At 64.8% G+C, this 20,291-nt stretch carries 22 protein-coding genes; 10 read left to right on the forward strand and 12 right to left on the reverse strand.

The window, feature by feature from the left end; genetic code table 11:
• The first annotated feature begins 13 nt into the window (after positions 1–13).
• Positions 14–328 (forward strand): hypothetical protein, encoded by a 315-nt coding sequence (locus AB0J47_RS26255; RefSeq protein ID WP_364351237.1) that lies wholly within the window; start codon positions 14–16, stop codon positions 326–328.
• Between the two features lie 110 nt (positions 329–438).
• Here the strand turns inward: AB0J47_RS26255 and AB0J47_RS26260 are convergent, their stop codons facing one another.
• Genes AB0J47_RS26260 through AB0J47_RS26270 form a run of 3 tightly spaced genes read right to left on the reverse strand, consistent with a single transcriptional unit; the run spans position 439 to position 1,793 of the window.
• Positions 439–645: a DUF397 domain-containing protein gene (locus AB0J47_RS26260; RefSeq protein ID WP_364351240.1), complete on the reverse strand. Its 207-nt coding sequence runs from the start codon at positions 643–645 to the stop codon at positions 439–441.
• A 40-nt stretch (positions 646–685) separates the two neighbouring features.
• On the reverse strand, positions 686–892 hold the full coding sequence (locus AB0J47_RS26265) for a DUF397 domain-containing protein (RefSeq protein WP_364351243.1): 207 nt from the start codon (positions 890–892) through the stop codon (positions 686–688).
• Positions 882–1,793 carry a helix-turn-helix transcriptional regulator gene (locus AB0J47_RS26270; protein WP_364351246.1) on the reverse strand — a complete coding sequence of 304 codons (912 nt, stop codon included), beginning with the start codon at positions 1,791–1,793 and terminating at the stop codon, positions 882–884. The genes AB0J47_RS26265 and AB0J47_RS26270 overlap by 11 nt, the downstream gene beginning before the upstream one ends.
• A gap of 160 nt (positions 1,794–1,953) precedes the next feature.
• On the opposite strand from AB0J47_RS26270, the gene AB0J47_RS26275 reads away from it, so the two are divergent.
• From AB0J47_RS26275 to AB0J47_RS26285, 3 genes are all read left to right on the forward strand, one after another.
• Positions 1,954–2,304, forward strand: a complete 351-nt coding sequence (locus AB0J47_RS26275) for a hypothetical protein (protein WP_364351249.1) — start codon at positions 1,954–1,956, stop codon at positions 2,302–2,304.
• A complete protein-coding gene (locus tag AB0J47_RS26280) occupies positions 2,301–2,537 on the forward strand; it encodes a hypothetical protein (RefSeq protein WP_364351252.1) in 237 nt (78 codons plus the stop codon). The genes AB0J47_RS26275 and AB0J47_RS26280 overlap by 4 nt, the downstream gene beginning before the upstream one ends.
• Positions 2,538–2,714: 177 nt before the next feature.
• Positions 2,715–5,000 carry an excinuclease ABC subunit UvrA gene (locus AB0J47_RS26285; RefSeq protein WP_364351255.1) on the forward strand — a complete coding sequence of 762 codons (2,286 nt, stop codon included), beginning with the start codon at positions 2,715–2,717 and terminating at the stop codon, positions 4,998–5,000.
• A gap of 3 nt (positions 5,001–5,003) precedes the next feature.
• Here AB0J47_RS26285 and AB0J47_RS26290 read toward each other — a convergent pair whose 3' ends face one another.
• Positions 5,004–5,735, reverse strand: a complete 732-nt coding sequence (locus AB0J47_RS26290) for an arginase family protein (RefSeq protein WP_364351258.1) — start codon at positions 5,733–5,735, stop codon at positions 5,004–5,006.
• A 124-nt stretch (positions 5,736–5,859) separates the two neighbouring features.
• The gene (locus AB0J47_RS26295; protein WP_364351261.1) at positions 5,860–6,768 is read right to left on the reverse strand and encodes an NAD(P)H-binding protein; all 909 of its coding nucleotides are present in this window, start codon (positions 6,766–6,768) and stop codon (positions 5,860–5,862) included.
• Positions 6,769–6,848: 80 nt separating this feature from the next.
• On the opposite strand from AB0J47_RS26295, the gene AB0J47_RS26300 reads away from it, so the two are divergent.
• Together AB0J47_RS26300 and AB0J47_RS26305 are read left to right on the forward strand one after the other, a co-directional pair.
• Positions 6,849–7,259, forward strand: a complete 411-nt coding sequence (locus AB0J47_RS26300; protein WP_364351264.1) for a helix-turn-helix domain-containing protein — start codon at positions 6,849–6,851, stop codon at positions 7,257–7,259.
• 59 nt (positions 7,260–7,318) lie between these two features.
• On the forward strand, positions 7,319–7,978 hold the full coding sequence (locus AB0J47_RS26305; protein ID WP_364351267.1) for a hypothetical protein: 660 nt from the start codon (positions 7,319–7,321) through the stop codon (positions 7,976–7,978).
• Positions 7,979–8,106: 128 nt separating this feature from the next.
• On the opposite strand, the gene AB0J47_RS26310 is transcribed toward AB0J47_RS26305, so the two are convergent.
• On the reverse strand, positions 8,107–8,955 hold the full coding sequence (locus AB0J47_RS26310; protein WP_364351270.1) for a helix-turn-helix transcriptional regulator: 849 nt from the start codon (positions 8,953–8,955) through the stop codon (positions 8,107–8,109).
• A 101-nt stretch (positions 8,956–9,056) separates the two neighbouring features.
• Here AB0J47_RS26310 and AB0J47_RS26315 point away from each other — a divergent pair, with 101 nt between their 5' ends.
• The gene (locus AB0J47_RS26315) at positions 9,057–9,776 is read left to right on the forward strand and encodes an SDR family oxidoreductase (protein WP_364351273.1); all 720 of its coding nucleotides are present in this window, start codon (positions 9,057–9,059) and stop codon (positions 9,774–9,776) included.
• A gap of 33 nt (positions 9,777–9,809) precedes the next feature.
• Here AB0J47_RS26315 and fabG read toward each other — a convergent pair whose 3' ends face one another.
• Together fabG and AB0J47_RS26325 are read right to left on the reverse strand one after the other, a co-directional pair.
• The gene (gene fabG, locus AB0J47_RS26320) at positions 9,810–10,562 is read right to left on the reverse strand and encodes a 3-oxoacyl-ACP reductase FabG (protein WP_364351275.1); all 753 of its coding nucleotides are present in this window, start codon (positions 10,560–10,562) and stop codon (positions 9,810–9,812) included.
• Between the two features lie 35 nt (positions 10,563–10,597).
• Entirely contained in the window at positions 10,598–11,746 is a 1,149-nt protein-coding gene (locus AB0J47_RS26325; RefSeq protein WP_364351278.1) for an acyl-CoA dehydrogenase family protein, read from the reverse strand.
• Positions 11,747–11,874: 128 nt separating this feature from the next.
• On the opposite strand from AB0J47_RS26325, the gene AB0J47_RS26330 reads away from it, so the two are divergent.
• Positions 11,875–12,516, forward strand: coding sequence for a TetR/AcrR family transcriptional regulator C-terminal domain-containing protein (locus AB0J47_RS26330; RefSeq protein ID WP_364351281.1), 642 nt, complete (start codon positions 11,875–11,877; stop codon positions 12,514–12,516).
• On the opposite strand, the gene AB0J47_RS26335 is transcribed toward AB0J47_RS26330, so the two are convergent.
• On the reverse strand, positions 12,513–13,112 hold the full coding sequence (locus AB0J47_RS26335) for an HAD family hydrolase (protein ID WP_364351284.1): 600 nt from the start codon (positions 13,110–13,112) through the stop codon (positions 12,513–12,515). The genes AB0J47_RS26330 and AB0J47_RS26335 overlap by 4 nt on opposite strands.
• Before the next feature lie 176 nt (positions 13,113–13,288).
• Here AB0J47_RS26335 and AB0J47_RS26340 point away from each other — a divergent pair, with 176 nt between their 5' ends.
• Positions 13,289–15,388, forward strand: a complete 2,100-nt coding sequence (locus AB0J47_RS26340) for a serine/threonine-protein kinase (RefSeq protein WP_364351287.1) — start codon at positions 13,289–13,291, stop codon at positions 15,386–15,388.
• Here AB0J47_RS26340 and AB0J47_RS26345 read toward each other — a convergent pair.
• From AB0J47_RS26345 to AB0J47_RS26355, 3 genes are all read right to left on the reverse strand, one after another.
• Positions 15,385–16,509, reverse strand: a complete 1,125-nt coding sequence (locus tag AB0J47_RS26345; RefSeq protein ID WP_364351290.1) for a BTAD domain-containing putative transcriptional regulator — start codon at positions 16,507–16,509, stop codon at positions 15,385–15,387. The two genes, AB0J47_RS26340 and AB0J47_RS26345, sit on opposite strands and share 4 nt — an antisense overlap.
• A 269-nt stretch (positions 16,510–16,778) precedes the next feature.
• Positions 16,779–17,819, reverse strand: a complete 1,041-nt coding sequence (locus AB0J47_RS26350) for a crotonase/enoyl-CoA hydratase family protein (protein WP_364351293.1) — start codon at positions 17,817–17,819, stop codon at positions 16,779–16,781.
• 108 nt (positions 17,820–17,927) lie between these two features.
• Positions 17,928–18,341, reverse strand: coding sequence for an SgcJ/EcaC family oxidoreductase (locus AB0J47_RS26355; RefSeq protein ID WP_364351296.1), 414 nt, complete (start codon positions 18,339–18,341; stop codon positions 17,928–17,930).
• A gap of 258 nt (positions 18,342–18,599) precedes the next feature.
• On the opposite strand from AB0J47_RS26355, the gene AB0J47_RS26360 reads away from it, so the two are divergent.
• The gene (locus AB0J47_RS26360) at positions 18,600–20,117 is read left to right on the forward strand and encodes an NAD(P)/FAD-dependent oxidoreductase (RefSeq protein ID WP_364351299.1); all 1,518 of its coding nucleotides are present in this window, start codon (positions 18,600–18,602) and stop codon (positions 20,115–20,117) included.
• The last annotated feature ends 174 nt before the right edge of the window (positions 20,118–20,291 follow it).

The following is a 20,291-nucleotide window of genomic DNA, read 5'->3' on the forward strand; positions in this document are numbered from 1 at the left end:
CAGGAGGATCTCTATGAACGCCACGCTCTTACGGACCGGACTCGGCGTCGCGGCCGTCGCGGCACTGCTGGCCGGTTGCACCGAAATCGAGCGGGCGCTCAACCAGGGTGGGGACACCACCTGCCGCGATTACGTCAAACAGGATCAGGACACCAAGCGCACGACGATCACCAAATTCATCAAGCAGCAGACCAACGATGATCACGAGCCCGCGGGCACGGCGGTCGATGCGACGATGATCCAGGTGGATCTGCTCTGCGGTGCGCAGGTCAATCAGGACACCCCGATCAAAAAGGCTGATATCGCAGGTATTTTCCTCAACAAGTAGTGCGAAGACGGCAGGCGGATATCGACCGGTTGGGAACGAATGGCCCGCCGAATACGCAAAACGGCCCCCAGCTAAAGGTTGAATTCTGGGGGCCGCTCTACTGCCGCAACCTATGTCCGGTCCAACTCGCCGTTGTTCACGCCTGCGGTGAAGGCGTCCCACTCGGACGGAGTGAACGCCAGCGCGGGGCCGGTCGGGTTCTTGGAGTCTCGGATGCCGATATGTCCTTCTGCGAGGAAAGCAACTTCAACACAGTCGGATCCCCCTTGGCTGTGGCTCGACTTGAACCACCGAGCGCCAGTCAGGTCAAGGTTCAATCTCGTGTCTCCTTGCTGCTATCTCTCTCAGGCATCGGGACTACAGCCGGTCGAACTCGCCATCATTCACACCGGCCATGAAGGCGTCCCAATCGCCGGGTGTGAAGACCAGGGCGGGGCCGGTAGGGTTCTTGGAGTCCCGCATGCCGACGTGCCCGCCGTCGAGGAAGGCCACCTCAACGCACTCTTTTCCGGCTTCACTGCGTCGGGACTTGAACCATTGCGCGCCGGTCAGGTCAACGTTCATTCTCAAAGCTCCTCGCTATCTCTCTCAGTCGGATGCGACTTGGGCCAACATCCAGCGCCGCCTGCGAGACAGCACGGAACGCGCGCCGGAACCGCTGCACATCCTCACGCTTCTCAAGATACGTATCCCCTGTGAAGCTTTCGGCATAGACCACCGAAGGCTCTACCGGCTTGCCCTGCGCGTCTTTGGGGAAAGTCAATACGATGAAAGGGGGGAAGACTCGACCAGTCGGGAAGCCTACGTGGTAGGGCAACAGGCGGATCTCGACATTCTCACGGGTCCCCATGTCCGCGACATGCCTCAACTGGTCAGCCATCACGGCAGATCCGCCGACGACAGTCCGAGTGACGTTCTCGTGTACCACAACCAGAAGCCTGGTTGGCTGTCGCGCCCGCGTGATCAGGTGCTGTCGCTGCGTCCGCAACGCCGCCAGCCGGTCCAGATCCTCGTCTGGAAGTCGAGGCTGGGTCGAGCGGTTCATCGCGTCCGCATACGCGTGAGTCTGGAGCAAGCCAGGGAAGACCAGCGGCTGAAAGATCGCCAATTCGCTTGCAGCTGACTCCAGTTGGACGTATGTGTTGAACTTCGTAGTCAGCACGTCGCTGTAAGTTCGCAACCAGGATCGGACCGGAGCCTGTGCGGCAAGTTCCTTCCACGCCTCTAGGTCATCCGCGCTGACGACGTACAGCTCCGCCAGAGCTTGCAGATCGCGGGCTCTGACCTTCTCGGTTTTTCCATTCTCAAGACGGCTCAACGTCGCCTTGCCCCAATCCATCAGGCGTGCAGACGATTCCAAGCTCAGGCCCGCGGCTGTCCGTGCGTCGCGCAGCAACCGGCCCAACTGCCGTCGCGGCAGGGTGCTACCGGTGTCTTCGGCATCCTCATCAACGTCTGTCACCATCAGCGTTCCTTCCCCCTGTTCCGTTTCCACCACATGGGTTTGTTCCGAACCGGAAGGATCATAGGTGCCGAACTGGCCCGTTCTCAGGTGATTCGCGGAGATATATGCGGCTCGCCTATTGAGGCCCGCCCGACACCGGCACTTGACACACCCTTGCGGCATGTCCACGCCGAAACGAGAACTTCCACAACGAGATCCGTTCACCGGGCCGCCAGTCGCGTACAGCGGCGCACCGCCCGAACTGGTCGAGCAGGTCGCGGCCGCGGTCCGCGAGTGGGCAGGCCCGCCGATAGCTCCATCCGTGCGCCGTCTGCTCGACGACTTCCATAAGGACACCCAGCAGAAACTCGACCTCGCTCCCATCGACAGCCGTCCGATATTTCAGGGTGCGGACGGCTCGTTGGTTCCGGTCGACGAGGACGGATGGATTTGCGACTCGGACGCCGATCCGGACAAAGCCGACGCAAACACCATCCAGCCCACCGATGTTCGCGACCTCGAGGAATCGTGAGCACGAAACCCCGAGACCTCGAGAACGTTTCGCCTCGTCCCAACGAACCGGATGTACACCTCAGCGTGTTCCTGCACGGCGTGCGCCTCGACTACGCCGCGTGCCTTACCGCCGCGCTGATATTCACGCGCGAACACCAGCGGCGGCATTACGCCGACGCGGTCACCATCGACCTCGGCGACACCAGCCGCTATCCGCGTCTTCCGTGCGAACGCCTGTTCCTCGGACGATGAGATGGGCGAAATTCGAGAGCGTCAACGGAATCCGTCGGGCCATTCGACTTTCCCAGCGGCAGCCGACGATTGTGCTGGTCAAGGCCGAATTGACGGTTCATGCGCATTCTGCATTACTGTGATCTACATCACGTTCCGTCGGGCATTTTGTCGGTGGGGCCTGGCATGGTGGGCGACATGCCTTTCGCCGATTCCGTCGTCGCCACGGATGTCATCCGCGTGCTCGGTGCCCGTGAGCACAACCTGCGCAATGTCTCGTTGGAAATCCCCAAGAACAAGATCACCGTCTTTACCGGCGTCTCCGGGTCGGGCAAATCGTCGATCGTTTTCGACACGATTGCCGTGGAGTCCCAGCGTCAGCTGTATGCGACATTCCCGGCATTCATTCTCAACTTCCTACCGCGCTATGAGCGGCCGCACGCCGAGGCGATCGAGCACTTGACGGCTCCGGTCATCATCGACCAGCAGCCCGTGGGCGGTGGGCCGCGCTCGACCGTCGGGACGATGACCGATATCTACTCGATGGTGCGGGCGATGTTCGCCCGATTCGGTTCGCCCTCAGCCGGATTCGTATACAACTACTCGTTCAATGTGCCGCAGGGCATGTGCCCGGACTGCGATGGACTCGGGGTCACGGTGCGGGCCGATCCGGATCGGTTGGTGGACCGGAGCAAATCGCTGAGCGAGGGTGCGATTCTGCTGCCCGGTTATGCGGTGGACAGCGGCGAGTGGCAGATGTACGGCAAATCCGGGCGCTTCGATCCGGATAAGAAACTGGCCGATTACGACGAGGACGAGTTCACCGACCTGCTCTACGGCACCGGCGGCAAGGTGGAGCTGACCTTCGCCAAGGGCACCTGGAAGGCGAATTACGAAGGGCTGGCGGCCAAATTCACCCGCACCCGATTGCAGCGCGACACCACAACGCTCAGCGAGAAGACGCGCGAACAGATGCAGAAATTCCTCACCGAGGGTGTCTGCGCGACCTGCCGTGGTGCTCGGCTCAACGAAGCGGCATTGGCCACGAAGATCGATGGCCGCAATATTGCCGACTGGTCCGGACTGCAGATCACCGATCTGATGACGGTACTCGATGCGATCAGCGATCCGGCCGCGCTCGGACTGGCCGCCGCGATCCGGACCGCGCTGCAGCGGGTGAGCGATATCGGACTCGGTTATCTGAGTCTGGATCGGCCGACCTCCACCCTGTCCGGCGGTGAGGGGCAGCGGCTCAAGATGATCAAACACCTGTCGAGCACGCTGATCGGGATGACCTATGTATTCGACGAACCGAGCGTCGGATTGCATCCGCGTGACGTAGGCCGGTTGAACAACCTACTGAAGGCACTGCGGGACAAGGGCAATACGGTGCTGGTGGTCGAGCACGATCCGGATGTCATCCAGATCGCCGACCACATCGTCGATGTCGGGCCGCGCGCCGGTCTGCACGGTGGGCAGGTGGTATTCGAGGGCACCTTCGCCGAGCTGCGGGCCGCGGATACGCCGACGGGTGCGGGATTGCGCAGGCCGTTCACGGTCAAGGACACCTTTCGTAAGTCGAACGGCTCGTTGCTCATCGAGCATGCGAATGTGCACAACCTGAAAGATGTGACCGTCGCGGTGCCGACAGGCATTCTCACCTCGATCACCGGTGTGGCCGGTTCCGGCAAGAGCAGCCTCATTCGCGATGTGTTCGTCCGGGAGCATCCGGATGCGATCTTCGTCGACCAGTCGGCGATCGGGGCATCGTCGCGGTCCACGCCCGCAACGTATCTGGGCCTGATGGATCCGATCAGGAAGCTGTTCGCCAAGGCGACGGGGGAGTCGCCGGGCCTGTTCAGTTTCAACTCGACCGGAGCATGTAAGCAGTGCGAGGGGCGCGGTGTGATCATTACCGAGGTCGCCTACATGGACCCGGTCACCACCCACTGCGATGCCTGTGACGGACGCCGGTTCTCCGACGAGGTGCTGGCATTGACCTTGCGCGGCAAGTCGATTGCCGATGTGCTGGCAATGTCGGCCGAAGAAGCCCTCGGATTCTTCACCGAAAAGGCACTGTCGGCAAAGCTGCGGACGATGAACGAAGTGGGTCTGGACTATCTCAGCCTCGGTCAGGCCATGAGCACCCTCTCCGGCGGCGAACGCCAACGCATCAAACTGGCAACCCAACTCCAGAACACCGGCACCGTCTACGTTCTCGACGAACCGACCACCGGCCTGCACATGTCGGATGTGGACACCTTGCTGGCTCTGATGGACGGCTTGGTCGACCGCGGCAACACCGTAGTGGTAATCGAACACAACCTCGATGTGGTCGCCCATTCCGACTGGGTGATCGATCTGGGCCCCGACGGCGGCAAGGACGGCGGCGAAATCGTCTTCACCGGAACTCCCGCCGAATTGCTGACCCACCCGACCTCTCTCACCGGGGAGTACCTGCGAAAGTACAAGGCCGCCGGGTAGGGGTCAGGCGGAATCAACGAGCGGGCGGACGTGCGCGGCGGCGGAGGCGTCGTCGCGCCACGTGCACGCGAGGCCGAAGGCGGCTACTCGGCCGGTGGCCAAAACGGCTCGTATGGACGCTGAGACGTCGGCCAGTGTGGGGCCGTTGGGGGCAGGGAAGAGTAGGCCCGGGAGATCCTCCGGGGTAACTACATCGAAGTCGACATGAAGGTAGAGCGGGCCGTCCGGCAGGTCGCCGAGGTCGTCGACCGGGCGGTGCCGGATCTGCGCGGCGCGCAGGTATTCGGCTTCCGGTGGGTCGAGGTCGCGGCCGCCGACCAGGACGGCGCGCTGTTCGGGGATGGCGCGCAAGCCGATTCGGTCGGCTATGAGGTGACGCCCGTAGCCGACCAGCATGCGCAGCGGGAAGCCGCCGAGGTAGCCGGATGCGGAGGTCTCGAGGGTTTGCACATCACCGTGCGCGTCGAACCAGACGAGCGCGGGATCCAATCCGGCCCTTTGTAATCCGGCCACCGTGCCGAGGGCGGTGGTGCAGTCGCCGGAGGCGACGATCGCACGTTCACCGCGAATCGCGGACTCCGCAACCCGGTCCGCCACCGCGTCATAGAGCACGGCCATCCGCGCCCATGGATCATCGACATCCGGCAACTCGGCCGTGACCACCGCGTCCGGGGTGATCGGAACATCCATCTCCGGCCGGTATTCATCGAGGTGGTACGGCACGAGCAAGCGCATCTATCCGAGCCTATTCGGGACCGAAGCACGCGCCACCGAATTAGGAACAGGGCCGCGGGAACGTGCGTCCGCCCGGCGCGGAGGGGCCGCCTCGGTCCGTCGTTGTGGCCATCGACGCTTCGGCTCAGCGCGCCGCGTTCACTGATGCGGACTGGTACCCGACCGTCCGCACCGCGTCGGTGATGAGCTCCCGAACGTCACGTGGTGCGCGCGGAAGCAGGTCGTGTAGGTCGGATTTCGATGCTTCGAGGAGTCCGGCACCGAGATTCGCGAACAACGAGAGCGTATGCGTGATTTGATACGGCTCCAACCCGATGCCCTGCAACATATCTCGCATGTCTGCGAGTGAGACGGGCACGTATCGCACCGGGCTGCCGAGGGATTCGTTCAGAATCTCCGCGATATCCGCACCACCGACCGCGGTCACGCCTTCCAACTCGTACACCTTGTCCGCATGCCTGCTACGCCGTCCTGCGGTCAGATCGCGCTCGGTCTCCGCGGCCACCCGTACGGCGACCTCGGCCAGATCCTCCCGTGCCACCACCGAGATTCGACCGGTGCCGAATGCGGCGGCGAATACCCCGGACTCAGCCGAGGCGACGGCACCGGCGACGGCGAGCCCGACCGGCACCTCCGCGTAGAGTCCGTTGCGCAGGATCGTGACGTCGAATGGTGCGGCGGCCAAACGCTTTTCGGTCCAGCGGTGCGGCAGCGCAATCGTCATCAGATCGCCGGAACCCGCGAGACTGGTGTAGATCACGTGCCGGACCCCGGCTGCCGCTGCGGCGTCGATCACCGCACCGTGCCGGGCCAACACCACATCGTCTTCGGCATATCCGGCCGAAATCAGGACGAGGACATCGACATCCCGCAGTCCCGCGGGCAGCGTTGCCGGGTCGTCGAAATCGATTCGGCGCGTGGTGGTGTCGTCACCGGAGCGGCTGCCCCCCGCTACTGTCAGTCCGTCGAGGGTGGACAGGCCTTGGTGGACGAGGCTGCCGAGGGCTCCGGAGATACCGGTTACCAGGATCATCGCAACGCTCCCGATTGTTGTAGTTGCTGGATTCGTCCCAGCATCGGCGGCCGCGAAGCGCGGCATAAGGAGGCACTTTCATGTCGGTCACGAACACCGCGGTCACCGCGCAGGTCGCGGGCACTATTCCCGATGGGCCCTGTGGCGATGACGACTGTGGCATCCGCGATGTGCTCGACCGGTTGGGGGATCGGTGGACGGTATTGGTGATCGTCGAATTGAGTAAAGGGGTGCGGCGTTTCCGCGAGTTGGAGCGGGCGGTTCCCGGCATTTCACAGCGGATGCTGACACTGACCACCAAGCGGCTGTGCCGCGACGGCATGGTGGAGCGGATCGCGTATCCGACGATTCCGCCGCAGGTCGAATACCGGCTCACCGAGACCGGCCAGAGCCTTGCCGCGGCGATCGGCGGACTGGCCGACTGGTCGCGCGATCATAAGGACCGCATCGCTTACGCCCGCCGACGCTGGGATGCCGAGCACGGCGATTGAACACCTGTCGCGGGCGGGCCAACAGCGCTTGAATGGAAGCATTCCCCAGGGAGGTTCCGATGACCCTTACCGCTTGTGACCTGCTCGACGGGATCCAAGCCGAGCTGGCCCCGCACGACAACGACAACCGCATGGTTCCGCTTATCTCGGTCGGCAAAGCACCGCGCGCGGTCTTCGCCGCGATCGCCGCCGAGGAGCAACGCATCACCAGCAGCGACTGGCGCAGCTTCCACGCCATGGCGGCACGAGAGGACGAACCGCACGTCAGAGCATTCCTCGACGGACTCCCACCGGGCGAGCAGCAGGCGCTAGCCCTGTTGGACGCGCTCATGGCGGCAGTTGGACCAGACCAGGGCATGGAGCTGCCCAGAGCGGGTTGTCAGGCCTACCCGGCCTACGTCGCCTGGTTGGCGCTCAACGCCGAGCCCTCCGCCGCTGCGGCGGGCATCTACGCGAACGTCGCCGCATTCGGCCGCTACTGCCGTGCCGTCGCCGAAGGCATGCGCGCGCACTACGACTTCGACGACCCGGCCTGCGCATTCTTCGACTTCTTCGCCGCCGACGCCGCCCCCGAAGCCGAACAGCGGGCCTTCGCCGCAATCCAGGCCGGACTCGACTCCGGACGATTGAATCCGAACGAGGCACACTTGTATGCCAGACTCTTCCAGAACTACGAACTCATGTTCTGGAACACCCTGGCCGACGAGTTCTCCGGATAACAAGGTGCACAGTCAAGCCGTTGGTGTTCGTCCGACCGTGGAAGTCGAGCCGACCGACCACCCGTTGGCCGTGATATGCGAGCACAGGCGTTTCAACCGCAAAGCCCAATCGCGCGTCGAGCGCGGCGCTATCGCTGCTCGCTCAGCTGCTGCGTGCCCGTGATGCGGAGCAGTTCCAGCGCTGTGGCGGCAGGAGTGTCAGGTCCCGCGGAGTACACAACTACGGCCTGGTCGCTGTCGGGGACGAACAGCGCATCGCAATCCAGGACCAAACGCCCGACCTCGGGGTGATCGATGGTCTTGGTGGCGCTGCGCCAGTTGCCGGTGCTCCCTTCGCGCCACAGCTGATCGAATCGCTCACTGCGCGAACGTAGTTCGGCGATGAGCCGAGCGAGGTCGGGATCGTCGGGATAGGCCGCCTTCGCGCTGCGCAGCGAGCTGACCCAGGATTCGGCGGCCGCCTCGGCCTCGGCGGGGGTGAAGACCACCCGGGAGGGTTCGGTGCCGAGGAAGGACTGCCAGATGATGTTGCGTCGGGCGGGCGACCATGCGGAGAAGTCCCCGAGCAATGCGGCGGCCATCGGATTCCAGGCCAGCACATCGGCCTTCGCGGAGATCACCAGTGCGGGCAGATCCGCCATGCGGTCCAGCAGCCGCAGCACGCTCGGTCGCACCACCATGTTGATGCGACCCGCCTGCGGTGGCGCGGAACCGGCCAGCCGGAACAGCAGATCGCGTTCGGGATCCGCGAGCCGTAGGGCGCGGGCGAGCGCGCCGAGCACCGCCACCGACGGTCGCGGTCCCCGCCCCTGTTCAAGCCGGACCACATAGTCGACGCTGACACCGGCCAGTTGCGCGACCTCCTCGCGTCGCAGCCCCGGCACCTGGCGTCGCGAACCACTGGGCAGCCCGACATCGCGCGGCCGCACCCGGGCGCGGGCCTGCCGCAGTAGCGTGGCGAGTTCGGCGCGATCCATGCCTCGATGATGCCGCAGCGTGCGGGTGCCGGGGTGGTACTGCCGGTCCCAGGAGTTGGCGGCCCTGGAGCCACATTCGGGTGGCAGGCCAGGCTCGAGTCATGACCAACACGACAACAGCCCTGGTGACCGGGGCGAATAGGGGAATCGGCCGCGAGGCGGTCCGGCGGCTGGCCGAACTCGGCTGGCAGGTATTCCTCGGTGCTCGCGATGCGGAGCGCGGTAAGGCGGCCGCGTTCGACCTCGCCGAACAGGGATTGAATGTCGAATTCGTCCAGTTGGACGTGACTTCGGTCGAATCGATCACGGTCGCCGCCGAAACCATCGCGGCGCGGACGCCGCACCTGGATGTGCTGATCAACAATGCCGGTATCGGAGGCACGCGGGCCACTCCCGCCGACACCGTTGCCGCCGATTTCCGGAATGTCTTCGAGACCAATGTTTTCGGGCCCGTCCAGGCGACCCACGCTTTTCTTCCGCTATTGCGTGCCGCCACCAATCCACGCATCGTGATGGTGTCCAGCGGCATCGGTTCGATCGCAATCACGTCCGATCCGAGCCGGATCGAATCGCAGATCCTCGGCCTGGTCTATCCCTCCTCGAAGACCGCGCTGAACATGATCACCACGCAGTACTCGCGCGAACTGCCGCAGATGCGAATCAATGCCGCCGATCCTGGTTACACCGCAACGGATTTGAACGGAAACTCAGGGCATCAAACGGTCACCGAGGGCACCGACGCCATCGTCCATCTCGCGACCATCGGTCCCGACGGCCCCACCGGCGGCTTCTTCAACCGCGTCGGCCGGGTGCCGTGGTGAGCACCCGACCTTGCAACCTTGTCGCTCCGGGATTCAGCGCGCTCCGCCGTTGACATACAACGTCTGGCCACTCACATAGGACGCCTCATCACTGGCCAAGAACGCGATCACCGCGGCGACCTCCTCGGGCTGGCCCACTCGACCGAGCGGAGTCCGTTCGGCGGCGGCCTTCTGATGGTCCTCGGCCGTGAGCCCGACCCGATCGGCGGTCGCGGCCGTCATCGCGGTGGCAATGTAGCCTGGCGCGACGGCATTGACATTGACGTTGTATGGCCCGAGCTCGAGGGCGAGCGTCGCGGTCAGGCCCTGTATCCCGGCCTTCGCGGCCGCATAATTCGCCTGACCGCGATTGCCGAGCGCCGAGCGGCTGGACAGCGAGACGATCTTGCCGTAGCGCTGGGCGACCATGTACTCCTGGGCCGCCTGGGTGCAGTGGAATGCACCGGTCAGATTGACCGCGAGCACCGCATTCCAGTCGTCCTCGGAGAGCCGGAAGAACAGATCGTCGCGGGTGATGCCCGCATTGTTGACCAGAATGTGCGGCCCGCCGAAAACTATTGCGATATCAGCGAATACGGATTCCACCGAGGCGCGATCGGTGACATCGCAGACATAACCGCGGGCCGTGCCGCCCGCCGCGACGATTTGCGCGGCGGTGTCCTCAGGTGCATTGCGGTCGAGCACTGCGACCTGCGCGCCTTGGGCGGCGAGCAACTGCGCGGTGGCCGCGCCGATACCCTGTGCCGCGCCGGTGACGACGGCGACCCGGTCGGTGAATCTGGTCATCGAAAGTCCTCCTCGAGAGTTCGCTACGGCGCCCATCAGAATGCGCTCACGCCGGTCAGCGCACGACCGATCAGTAGCTTCTGGATCTGGCTTGTGCCCTCGTACAGGGTCATCACCTTGGCATCGCGTAGATATTTGCCGACAGGGAATTCGTCGATATAGCCGTAACCGCCGAAGACCTGTAGCGCCCGATCGGCCGCGCGTACCGCGGCCTCGCTGGCGAACAATTTGGCCTTCGACGATTCGATGGCGAATTCGGCACCGCGGTCGATCAGGTCGGCGACCCGCCACACCAGCAGCCGGGCCGCATCCACATCGAGGGCGATATCGGCGAGCAACTCCTGCACCAGCTGATGCCCGGCGATCGGCTTGCCGAATTGTTCGCGCTCGGTGGCATATCCGACCGCGGCGTCCAGGCAGGCTTGCGCGATACCGACACAACCGGCGGCCACCGACATTCGGCCCTTGGCCAGTGCCGCCATCGCGACGGTGAAACCCTTGCCCTCATCGTGCAATCGGGCGCTGTCGGGAACCCGTACGCCGTCGAGCACGATTTCGGCGGTGGCCTGTCCGCGCAATCCGAGCTTGCCGTGGATGGTTCGGGCGGTGAAACCGGGGGAGTCGGTCGGGACCAGGAATGCGGTGATGCCGCGATGTCCCGCACCGCCGGTGCGCGCGAAAATGAGGGCGATATCGGCCCAGGTGCCGTTGGTGATGAACATCTTGGTCCCGGACAGCACCCAGTCGTCACCATCGCGGACCGCGCGGGTGCGCAATTGCGCGGCATCGGAACCGGTTCCGGGTTCGGTGAGGCCGAAGCAGCCGAGTGCGGTGCCCGAAGTCAGGCGCGGCAGCCAGGTACGCTTCTGCTCCTCAGTGCCGTAGTGGTTGATCGACTTGGTGACCAAACCCAAAGAGACCGAGACGATTCCGCGCACCGCGGAGTCGCCGCGGCCGAGTTCCTCCAGCACCAGACAGTAGGTGAGATGGTCGCCACCGCTGCCGCCGTACTCCTCGGGAATGGTCAGGCCGAGAAAGCCGACTTCGCCCAGTTTGGACACGATCGCGATATCGACGGATTCAGTCCGGTCCCACTCCGTCGCATGCGGCGCGATCTCGCGGTCGACGAATTCGGCGGCCAAGCGCTGGGCGGCGGCCTGTTCGTCGGACAGTTCCAGGTTCATCGCGACTCCGGGCAGGAAAACTAACGGCGAAAGTTTCTCGTATGCTAACCCTCGATAAACTAACGATGCAAGTTTGATGTTGTGGGTATCCACCGTGTGATACTGGATCGATCGACCAGGAGGTTTTCGTGGGAAGGCCCCGCCGCCCCTTGCTCAGTCGCGCCCGCATCGTGGCGGCCGCGCTGGATCTGGTGGATGCCGAAGGTCTGGAGGCGGTTTCGATCCGTCGACTCGCCGCCGAACTCGGGGTGCAGGGCCCATCGCTCTACAACCATGTGGCCACCAAGGACGATCTGCTGGACGCGATGATCGATGCCGTACTCGGCGAGATCGATCTGTCCATGTTCACCAACATCTCGGATTGGCGTGTGGCACTACGCGATTGGGCCAGGTCGTATCGGGCGGCCCTGGCGGCGCATCCGAAGGTCGTACCCGCCCTCAATCAGGGCATGGGTCGACGCCCGAATGCCTTGCGGCAGGCCGATGCGGTCTTCGGAGGTCTGGTGGCGGCGGGTTGGCCCCGAAGGGAAGCCACCCAGGTGGGGGCGCTGATGCGGTTCTTCGTCACCGGGTCGACGCTGGGGTCGTTCGCTGGTGGATTCCCGGAGGACGCGGCGGTCTATCGCGGGAATTATCCGCACCTGGACGAGGCGCATCTGCTATCGGGACGGCAGCGCGATATCGATGACGCCGCCTTCGAGACCGGATTGCGTGCGTTGCTGGACGGGTTGTCGTTACGGTTTGAGACGCTGGAGGGTGCGGCGGGCTAGCGCGCGGCCAACCAGTCCGGGAATTCGGTCAGCTCACCCAAGACGAAATCAGCTCCCGCCGTGCGCAATTCGTCGGCATCGCAGGGCCCGGTCATGACCCCGAGCGCGTACACACCCGCCGCCCGCGCCCCGCGCATATCGCCCTCGTGATCGCCGACGAACAGGTCCGCGCCATGCTCTCGCAATGCCGCCGCCTTGCCGTCGGACCAGAGATCACCGACCACCTCATCGATTCGCCACCCGAGCTCGGTGACGTGCAGTCGGGCCAGCGGTTCGTGCTTGCCGGTCACGATGAGCACCCGTCCGCCGCGCGCACGGACGGCATCCAGTGCGGCATCGGCCCCCGGCATGGCCGGAATGTAGGGCACGATCGATGGATAGATCTCGCGGTAGCGGGACACGAGTGCCGGAATGAGCTCCTCGGGCGCACCGACGTCGGCCAGCAGCATCGCCAGTGGGGGGCCGAGTCGGTCGGCTAATTCGGCCCCGCGCAACGGCAGGTCGAACTCGGTGGCCAATTGCTCGATCGCTTTGCGCACACCCGGTCGGGAGTCGATCAGTGTCATATCGAGGTCGAATCCGACGGTCCAGGTCATCCCATGACTCTATCGTCGACGCTCGATCGGCCGCGCGACAGCGTCGGCGGTTAACCAAACCGGGCACGGCGAAGATCAATCAGGCGAAACATTTCCGCAGGCGGCGCGAAAAGCCGATCGCCGACCTTACAGTTAACCGACAGCGAACGGCTCCGGTCTGCATCGCGGAGGACGAGATGACGAGCCAGCGCCAGCCACTGACCATGGGCTCGATTTTCGGGCACTATCGGTTGGATCAACTGATCGGGCGCGGCGGCATGGGCGAGGTCTACGAGGCCTACGACCTGCGCAAGCGCCGCAGTGTGGCGATCAAGGTGCTCCTGGAACGCCTCGCGCAGGACGAGGGGTACCGCGAGCGGTTCCAGCGCGAGGCCGATGCCGCCGCGCGACTGCGCGAACCGCATGTCATCCCGATTCACGATTACGGCGAGATCGACGGCCGCCTCTACATCGACATGCGCCTGGTGGACGGTGCCAGCCTGCCGTCGGTATTGCGGAGTGAGGGGCCGATGCCCGCACCGCGGGCGGTGGCGGTGATCCGGCAGATCGCCTCGGCATTGGATGCCGCACACGCCGAAGGGCTGGTCCACCGTGATGTCAAACCGGACAATATTCTGCTCACCCCGGATGGTTTCGCCTACCTGGTCGACTTCGGTATCGCGCACTCGGATGCAGATCAGGGGCTGACCACACACGGCGCGGTGATCGGTTCGTTCAGCTATATGGCGCCGGAGCGGTTCCGCGCCGAGCACGCCACGCCCGCGGTCGATGTCTACTCCCTGGCGTGCGTGCTCTACGAATGCCTCACCGGTGCACGGCCGTATCGGGGCAGCACCGACGCCGAGATCATCAGCGCGCATTTGTTCGAACCGGTGCCGCGACCGAGTACGAATCGGCCTGATGTGACGCCCGCGCTCGATACCGTCATCGAGCACGGCATGGCCAAGGACGCGCGCGAACGCTACCGGGCGGCGGGGGACCTCGCGCATGCGGCGGAGGCCGCACTGACGAGTGCGGGCGCGGTTACCGAAGGACGCAACGCGGTATCCGATACCGACGGACGAACCTCGAATAGTGAAGCAGGACAAGTCGGTTCACCCGATATCGCGACTCGTGACGATCTGTCATCCGTTGTCCGGAATCCCGGTACGCAGCGATCCGACGTTGAGCAGCCCGAGGCCGAGACACACGATACCCGGGGACCCACTGTCGCCGAACCGCGCCGCCGACGGCGTGTGCTGACCGCCCTCGTCCTGGCACTCGCCGCCGTGATCGCCGCTGGGGCCGGTTTCGGAGCCTGGACCTTGCTCGGAGATCGCAAGGGCACCGCGGTCGCCGACGCCACCGCATTGCGCGACGCGGATATCGATCTGCTGAAGATCGTCGCACAGACCGGCCGCAAACGATCCACCTGCCAACACGAGCAGCCCGACGCCTCAACCACCGTCGCGGTCATCTTCTGCCCGGACAACCCCGCCGCCAGTGAGTCGGCGGTCCGATACATGCGTTTTCGCAATATCGACGCATTGCGCGACTACTACAACCTCCTGGTCCGCACCTTCCACGCCACGAACTGCCCGAGCGACCCCGCCGGGGCGGACGGCCCGGTGATGTACGAGGGCAAGGAGATCGGTCGCAAGGCGTGCATAGCCAACCGCGCCGAGGCACCCAACGCGCCGAAACCATCCCTGCTACTGACCGATGAGACCCAGCTGGCGCTGGCCTTCTTCATCTGGCCTGCGCCCAGCGACGAGCCGATGCGCGACTACATGGCGAAGTCCATGCCCAACCAGTTCCTGACCGCTGAAGCCGCTCGCGACCCGGACTTCTTCACACCCGAGGACCGCGACCTCCTCGGGCGACTCGGCAGTGCCTTCGGCCCGGGGAACTGTGGGCACGTGCCGCCGCCCGGCGGCACGGTGATCGCGGCCATCGCGTGCAGTACGCCGTCCGACTATCCGTCCGCCCTCTTCTTCGGATTCCCGGACGCCCAGTCGGCCGATACCCTGTACCGCGCCGATGTCGGGGTCCTCGGCGGACACAGTTGCCACGGCGGGGGCGCCGACGACGTGTGGCGCAGCGGGGGCCAAGAAGTCGGCCGATTCTTCTGCTTCGTGGACAACGAACCGGACATCGGCCCCCGGACGTGCCTGGTGGCCGTACACTCCGCTACCCGCATGCTCGCCCAGTTCTGCACGCTGATACCGGGAAACCCGCTCCCCGGACCGAAAACCGAAGCCCAACTGGTGGACTGGTTCGATAAGCACGTCAGCTAGTTGGGCGGCATGACACCGAAGGTGAATTCGGTAGCGCCGATGCGGATCGTCACACCATCGGTGAGCGCGGCGCCGTCGATGACCCGAATCCCGCCGACGAACACACCGTTGGAGGACAACAAATCCTTCAGCACGCATGTCACCCCATTGCTGACGATCACGGCGTGATGGCGGCTGACCTTGCCGTCGTCGAGCACGATGTCGTTGTCGGGCAGGCGGCCGATACGGGTGAACGGGCTGGTGATCGGGAAGGTCTGCCCGCTCGAATCCCGCAGGTACGCTTGGGATTCAGGCGCTATCAGATCGACGACGGTGGTGGCGCGCAGTGCGGATGCGACGGCATCGGCGGGCGGGGTCAGCGGTTCCTGCCGCAGCATCTTGGCTTCGAGTTCGCGAATCGAGGCAACCGGATCGATCCCGAGCTCATCGGCGAGCGTCACCCGCAATCGGCGCAGCGCCTCGAGTGCGTCGCTCTGTCGCCCGTTCACATACAGCGCGGTGATCAGCTGCTCCCACAGCGGTTCGCGCAGCGGATACCTATCGGCCAATTCGGCCAATTCGGCGATCACGCCATCGGCCCGCCCCTGCGCGATCTCGGCCTGGGCACGGGCCTCGACAGCCCCGATACGTTCGTCGTCCAGGGCGGTGGCGAAGGCATCAGCGAAGCCGAGTCCCTGCAGATCCGCCAGCGCGGTGCCGCGCCACTGGTCGAGCGCGTTGGAGAGCACCTCGCTGGCCACTGAGAACCGGCCCGCGGCCATGGCCCGCAATCCGGATTCCCTGCGGGCACGGAATCGCTGGACATCGCAACTGTCCGCGGGCGCCGCGATCCGGTATCCGGTGCCGGCGCGCGAAAGGATCGTGCGCGCATCGAGTCCGGCATCCCGCAACGGCTTTCGCAGATTCGACACGATGGTATGCAGGCTGATCCGGATATCCGGCGGCGGATTTTCCTCCCACACCGCCTGTGCCAGCGCCTCCGTCGACACCGGCCGGTTCGCATTGACCACCAGATACGCCAGTACCGCGCGCTGTTTGACGCCGCCGAGCGGTTGCGCCACTCCGTCGATCGTCAACTGCACCGGTCCGAGCACCCCGTACCCCGCCCGCATATCCGACATCCCCCAGTCCTCCCGTTCTCGAAAATAACTATCGAGCGCCACGACCTCGCCGTTTCCGGTATCAATCGTGGCAGCGGGTGCCGCGTTCGGCGACCGCGTTGAAGAAGTATCAGACGATCCGGTCGAATCGATTCGTGACGAATTGCCGCGCCCGCAATAGCGAATACGCGCGCACTACGTTCCGCCCGAACGTCAGTCGAGCTGCGCCCCAGTGGCGATCCGGACTACTTCCCGGTCGGGGTGAAGCACCGCTACACGCGCTGAGCGCGTTATTCCTCGGCGCGGAACTGGGCGCGCTTGTAATCGCCGTATGGTTCGTCGCGTTCGCGCACGGCCTCGCGGAAACCTACGGTGGCCGAACGCAGTTGGAATGCGTAGCCCTCGCGCGTGTGCCGCGAGATCCCGTCGAATACCGTGCTGATCATCGCGGAATTCGTCACGCCCTGCGAATGCAGCGCCGAATTGAGCGCCAGTTTGGCCATCATCAGCTGGTTGATCGGCATCCGCGCGATGCGAGCCACCAATGCCTCGGCGCGTTCGTCGAGTTCATCGGCCGGACACGATTCGACCGCGAGGCCCCAATCTTCGGCCTGCTTTCCGCTGATGCAGTCACCGGTGAACAGCAGCCGCTTCGCGCGCTGATCGCCGAGGCGATGCGCCCACATACCCGCCGCCGGAATGCCCCATACACGGGTGGGTGGGTAGCCGATTTTGGTGTCGTCGGCGCAGATGATCTGGTCGGAGTAGAGCGCGATATCGGTGCCGCCCGCGATGGCGAACCCGTGCAATTTCGCGACGGTCGGCTTATCGGCGTTCATGAGGCTGGCGAAACCGCGGTTGAACCGACTCATCATGGCGTAGTCGATCATCGGATCCCATGTGCCCCAGGGATTGTGATTGACCGCCTGCACCACTGGATCGGCCACGGTGCCGGTGGTGTCGATCGAGCCGTCGACACCGTGGCTGCCCTGTTCGGCGAACATATCCAGGTCGTAGCCGCCACAGAAACCCTTGCCGCGCCCTGACACCAGGATTACGTGCACCCGCGGATCCAGATCGGCTCGCTCGACCGCATGCGCGAGATCGACCGGGGTGTCCGGGGTGATCGTATTGCCCTTCTCCGGGCGGTTGAAGGTAATGCGCGCGATGCGCCCGTCGCGCTCATAGGTGAGTGTGCGGTACTCGCGTTCGCCGGCGGGCTCGGGCCGATCCCGCCACGGCGAATCGGGTACCTCTGTCCAGTTCTCGTACCAGGCCGCGGGGCGGGTGCCCGCATGGTTCGAAAAGGCTTCGCTATCAGGCTGATTCACGTGGAACTCCCGGTGCACTCGATGCCGTATTCGCGGCAACGGTGCACCACGCCACCGGCGTTCGCTGCATCGTTGCGCTCGATGCCACCGTAGCGAACCGGCTCGAGCTCAGGCCTCGGGTGCCGCGGTGTCGTCGGGGAAGGAGTGGTGTTCGTGCATCACAGACCAGCGCCCGTGCTGTTTGCGCAGGCCGAAGGTGATGCGCAGGCGCTTGGCCGGATCGCGGGCGAAATCCTCCGCCGTGCCGCACAGCAGCAGTGCGTGCGCGAATGCCACGTCCGCGCCCGCTGCTACCTCCAGCGAGACGATATCGAAGGTTGCACCCGATGCCTGCCATTCGAAGAAGCCGGGCCAGATATCCCGATACGCGTCGATGCCGCGCACACCTTCGTTCGGCGGGGGCACATCGAACATCACGATATCGTCGGCGTGATCGGTGAGCACCCCGGCCAGATCGCCGGTATGCACCGCCGCCGCCCACCGCTCGATCAGGATCCGGATCTGCTTTTCGTCATCGGACATATCGGGTCGTCGTCCTCTCCGGCCCGGCCGCGATGGTGTGCGCCGTGGCTCTTACCCACAGAGCGTGCCGAATTCATCACGCAGACGCAATGATTCGGAATGCATTCGTGCAAGATCCCAATGGCGAATTTCGCGCCGGTTACCGATCGGCCCCGCCGTCAGCACCTTGTCGACTAGACGTTACTTTAGATAACAGGTAATCTTGGGGGACGGTCGGGCAAGGGTGCCCGGGTGAGAGCAGACGAACGGATTACCTCAATGACGCGGCATGTCGACGTACTGATCATCGGCGCGGGCCTGTCCGGCATCGGGATGGCGTGCCATCTCACCCGCGAGCACACCGGACGCAGCTATGCGATCCTGGAACGCCGCACCGCCATCGGCGGGACCTGGGATCTGTTCCGGTACCCGGGCATCCGCTCCGACTCCGACATGTTGACCTTCGGCTTCGGTTTCCGTCCATGGGTCGGCACCAAGGTGCTCGCCGACGGGCCGCACATCCGCCAATACATCGAGGACACCGCCGCGGAATACGGCGTCACCGAGCACATTCGGTTCGGGCGCAAGATGACCAATGCCAGCTGGTCGAGCGAAACCGAGCTGTGGACCGTCGAGGCGCTCGACGAGCAGACCGGCGAGACCAAGATCTACACGAGCAACTTCCTGGTCGGCTGCACCGGCTACTACGACTACGACAACGGATACCGCCCGCAGTTCCCGGGCGAGGCGGACTTCCGCGGGCAGATCGTGCACCCACAGCACTGGCCGGAGGGACTCGACTACCGCGGAAAGCGCGTCGTGGTCATCGGCAGCGGCGCGACCGCGATCACGCTGGTTCCGGCGATGGCCGACGACACCGCGCACATCACCATGCTGCAGCGCTCGCCCACCTACATCACCGCACTGCCCGCCGATGACCCGGTCGCGGTCGGTATGAAGTACGCGCGGGTGCCGCAGAAGATCGCCTATCGGACCGGACGGGCGCGCAATATCGCGTTGCAGCGGGCCAGCTTCCAGCTCTCGCGCACCAATCCCGAGTTGTCGAAGAAGTTGCTGCTCGCCGCGGTGCGGATGCAACTCGGCAAGCAGATCGATATGCGGCACTTCACGCCGTCGTACAACCCGTGGGACCAGCGGCTGTGCGTCGTCCCGAACGGCGACCTGTTCAAGGTGTTGCGCAGCGGTAAGGCATCGATCGTGACCGATCACATCGACCGCTTCACCGAAACCGGCATTCGGCTCGCATCCGGGGAGGAACTGCCCGCCGATATCGTCATCAGCGCGACCGGTCTCACCGTGCAGATCCTCGGCGGCGCGGCGCTCGAGGTGGACGGGGAGCCGGTGTCGACCCGCGAGCACGTGATCTACAAGGGCGCCCTGCTCGACGGCATCCCGAACGCAATGCTTATCCTCGGCTACACGAACGCCTCATGGACGCTGAAGGCAGATCTGGCCGCCGAATACTTCTGCCGAATCCTCAACCACATGAAGTCCCACGGCTACACCAAGGTCGTCGCGATCGCCGAAGACGCCGACCGCTCCGATCAGTCACTGATGGGCGGCGCCCTCACCTCCGGCTACATCCAACGCGGCGACGGCGTCATGCCTCGTCAGGGCGCCCGCGGGCCCTGGCAGGTCATCAACAACTACTTCCGCGACCGCGTACTCCTACGCAAGGCGCCCCTGGAGGACGGGGTACTCACCTTCGACGATGCAGCAGGCGCCGCCCAACCCGGGCGCAAGTCGAGGGCCCAGGCACGCAAGCGGATCGCCTAGGGCGCGAGAAGTCGCGACGGCGCCATCCACACGGCACCAGGATGGCGATGGAATCGAATTCGACTACGCGACCGGGATCCGCACCGACACCGCCTCGACCGAAGCGATCCTGCGGAGATTCATAAAGGCCAACAGTTCAACACGAACATCCGCTTGGCCCTCGGAGGGAGCGGC

This window comes from Nocardia sp. NPDC049737 (assembly GCF_040674755.1).
In the GTDB taxonomy this organism is placed as follows: Bacteria; Actinomycetota; Actinomycetes; order Mycobacteriales; family Mycobacteriaceae; genus Nocardia.

Coding starts and splice junctions, on each gene's coding strand:
- AB0J47_RS26255 (WP_364351237.1), top strand. CDS start 14: ATGAACGCCACGCTCTTACGGACCGGACTCGGCGTCGCGGCCGTCGCG.
- AB0J47_RS26265 (WP_364351243.1), bottom strand. CDS start 892: ATGAACGTTGACCTGACCGGCGCGCAATGGTTCAAGTCCCGACGCAGT.
- AB0J47_RS26270 (WP_364351246.1), bottom strand. CDS start 1,793: ATGGTGACAGACGTTGATGAGGATGCCGAAGACACCGGTAGCACCCTG.
- AB0J47_RS26275 (WP_364351249.1), top strand. CDS start 1,954: ATGTCCACGCCGAAACGAGAACTTCCACAACGAGATCCGTTCACCGGG.
- AB0J47_RS26285 (WP_364351255.1), top strand. CDS start 2,715: ATGCCTTTCGCCGATTCCGTCGTCGCCACGGATGTCATCCGCGTGCTC.
- AB0J47_RS26290 (WP_364351258.1), bottom strand. CDS start 5,735: ATGCGCTTGCTCGTGCCGTACCACCTCGATGAATACCGGCCGGAGATG.
- AB0J47_RS26295 (WP_364351261.1), bottom strand. CDS start 6,768: ATGATCCTGGTAACCGGTATCTCCGGAGCCCTCGGCAGCCTCGTCCAC.
- AB0J47_RS26300 (WP_364351264.1), top strand. CDS start 6,849: ATGTCGGTCACGAACACCGCGGTCACCGCGCAGGTCGCGGGCACTATT.
- AB0J47_RS26305 (WP_364351267.1), top strand. CDS start 7,319: ATGACCCTTACCGCTTGTGACCTGCTCGACGGGATCCAAGCCGAGCTG.
- AB0J47_RS26310 (WP_364351270.1), bottom strand. CDS start 8,955: ATGGATCGCGCCGAACTCGCCACGCTACTGCGGCAGGCCCGCGCCCGG.
- AB0J47_RS26315 (WP_364351273.1), top strand. CDS start 9,057: ATGACCAACACGACAACAGCCCTGGTGACCGGGGCGAATAGGGGAATC.
- fabG (WP_364351275.1), bottom strand. CDS start 10,562: ATGACCAGATTCACCGACCGGGTCGCCGTCGTCACCGGCGCGGCACAG.
- AB0J47_RS26325 (WP_364351278.1), bottom strand. CDS start 11,746: ATGAACCTGGAACTGTCCGACGAACAGGCCGCCGCCCAGCGCTTGGCC.
- AB0J47_RS26335 (WP_364351284.1), bottom strand. CDS start 13,112: ATGACCTGGACCGTCGGATTCGACCTCGATATGACACTGATCGACTCC.
- AB0J47_RS26340 (WP_364351287.1), top strand. CDS start 13,289: ATGACGAGCCAGCGCCAGCCACTGACCATGGGCTCGATTTTCGGGCAC.
- AB0J47_RS26345 (WP_364351290.1), bottom strand. CDS start 16,509: ATGTCGGATATGCGGGCGGGGTACGGGGTGCTCGGACCGGTGCAGTTG.
- AB0J47_RS26355 (WP_364351296.1), bottom strand. CDS start 18,341: ATGTCCGATGACGAAAAGCAGATCCGGATCCTGATCGAGCGGTGGGCG.
- AB0J47_RS26360 (WP_364351299.1), top strand. CDS start 18,600: ATGACGCGGCATGTCGACGTACTGATCATCGGCGCGGGCCTGTCCGGC.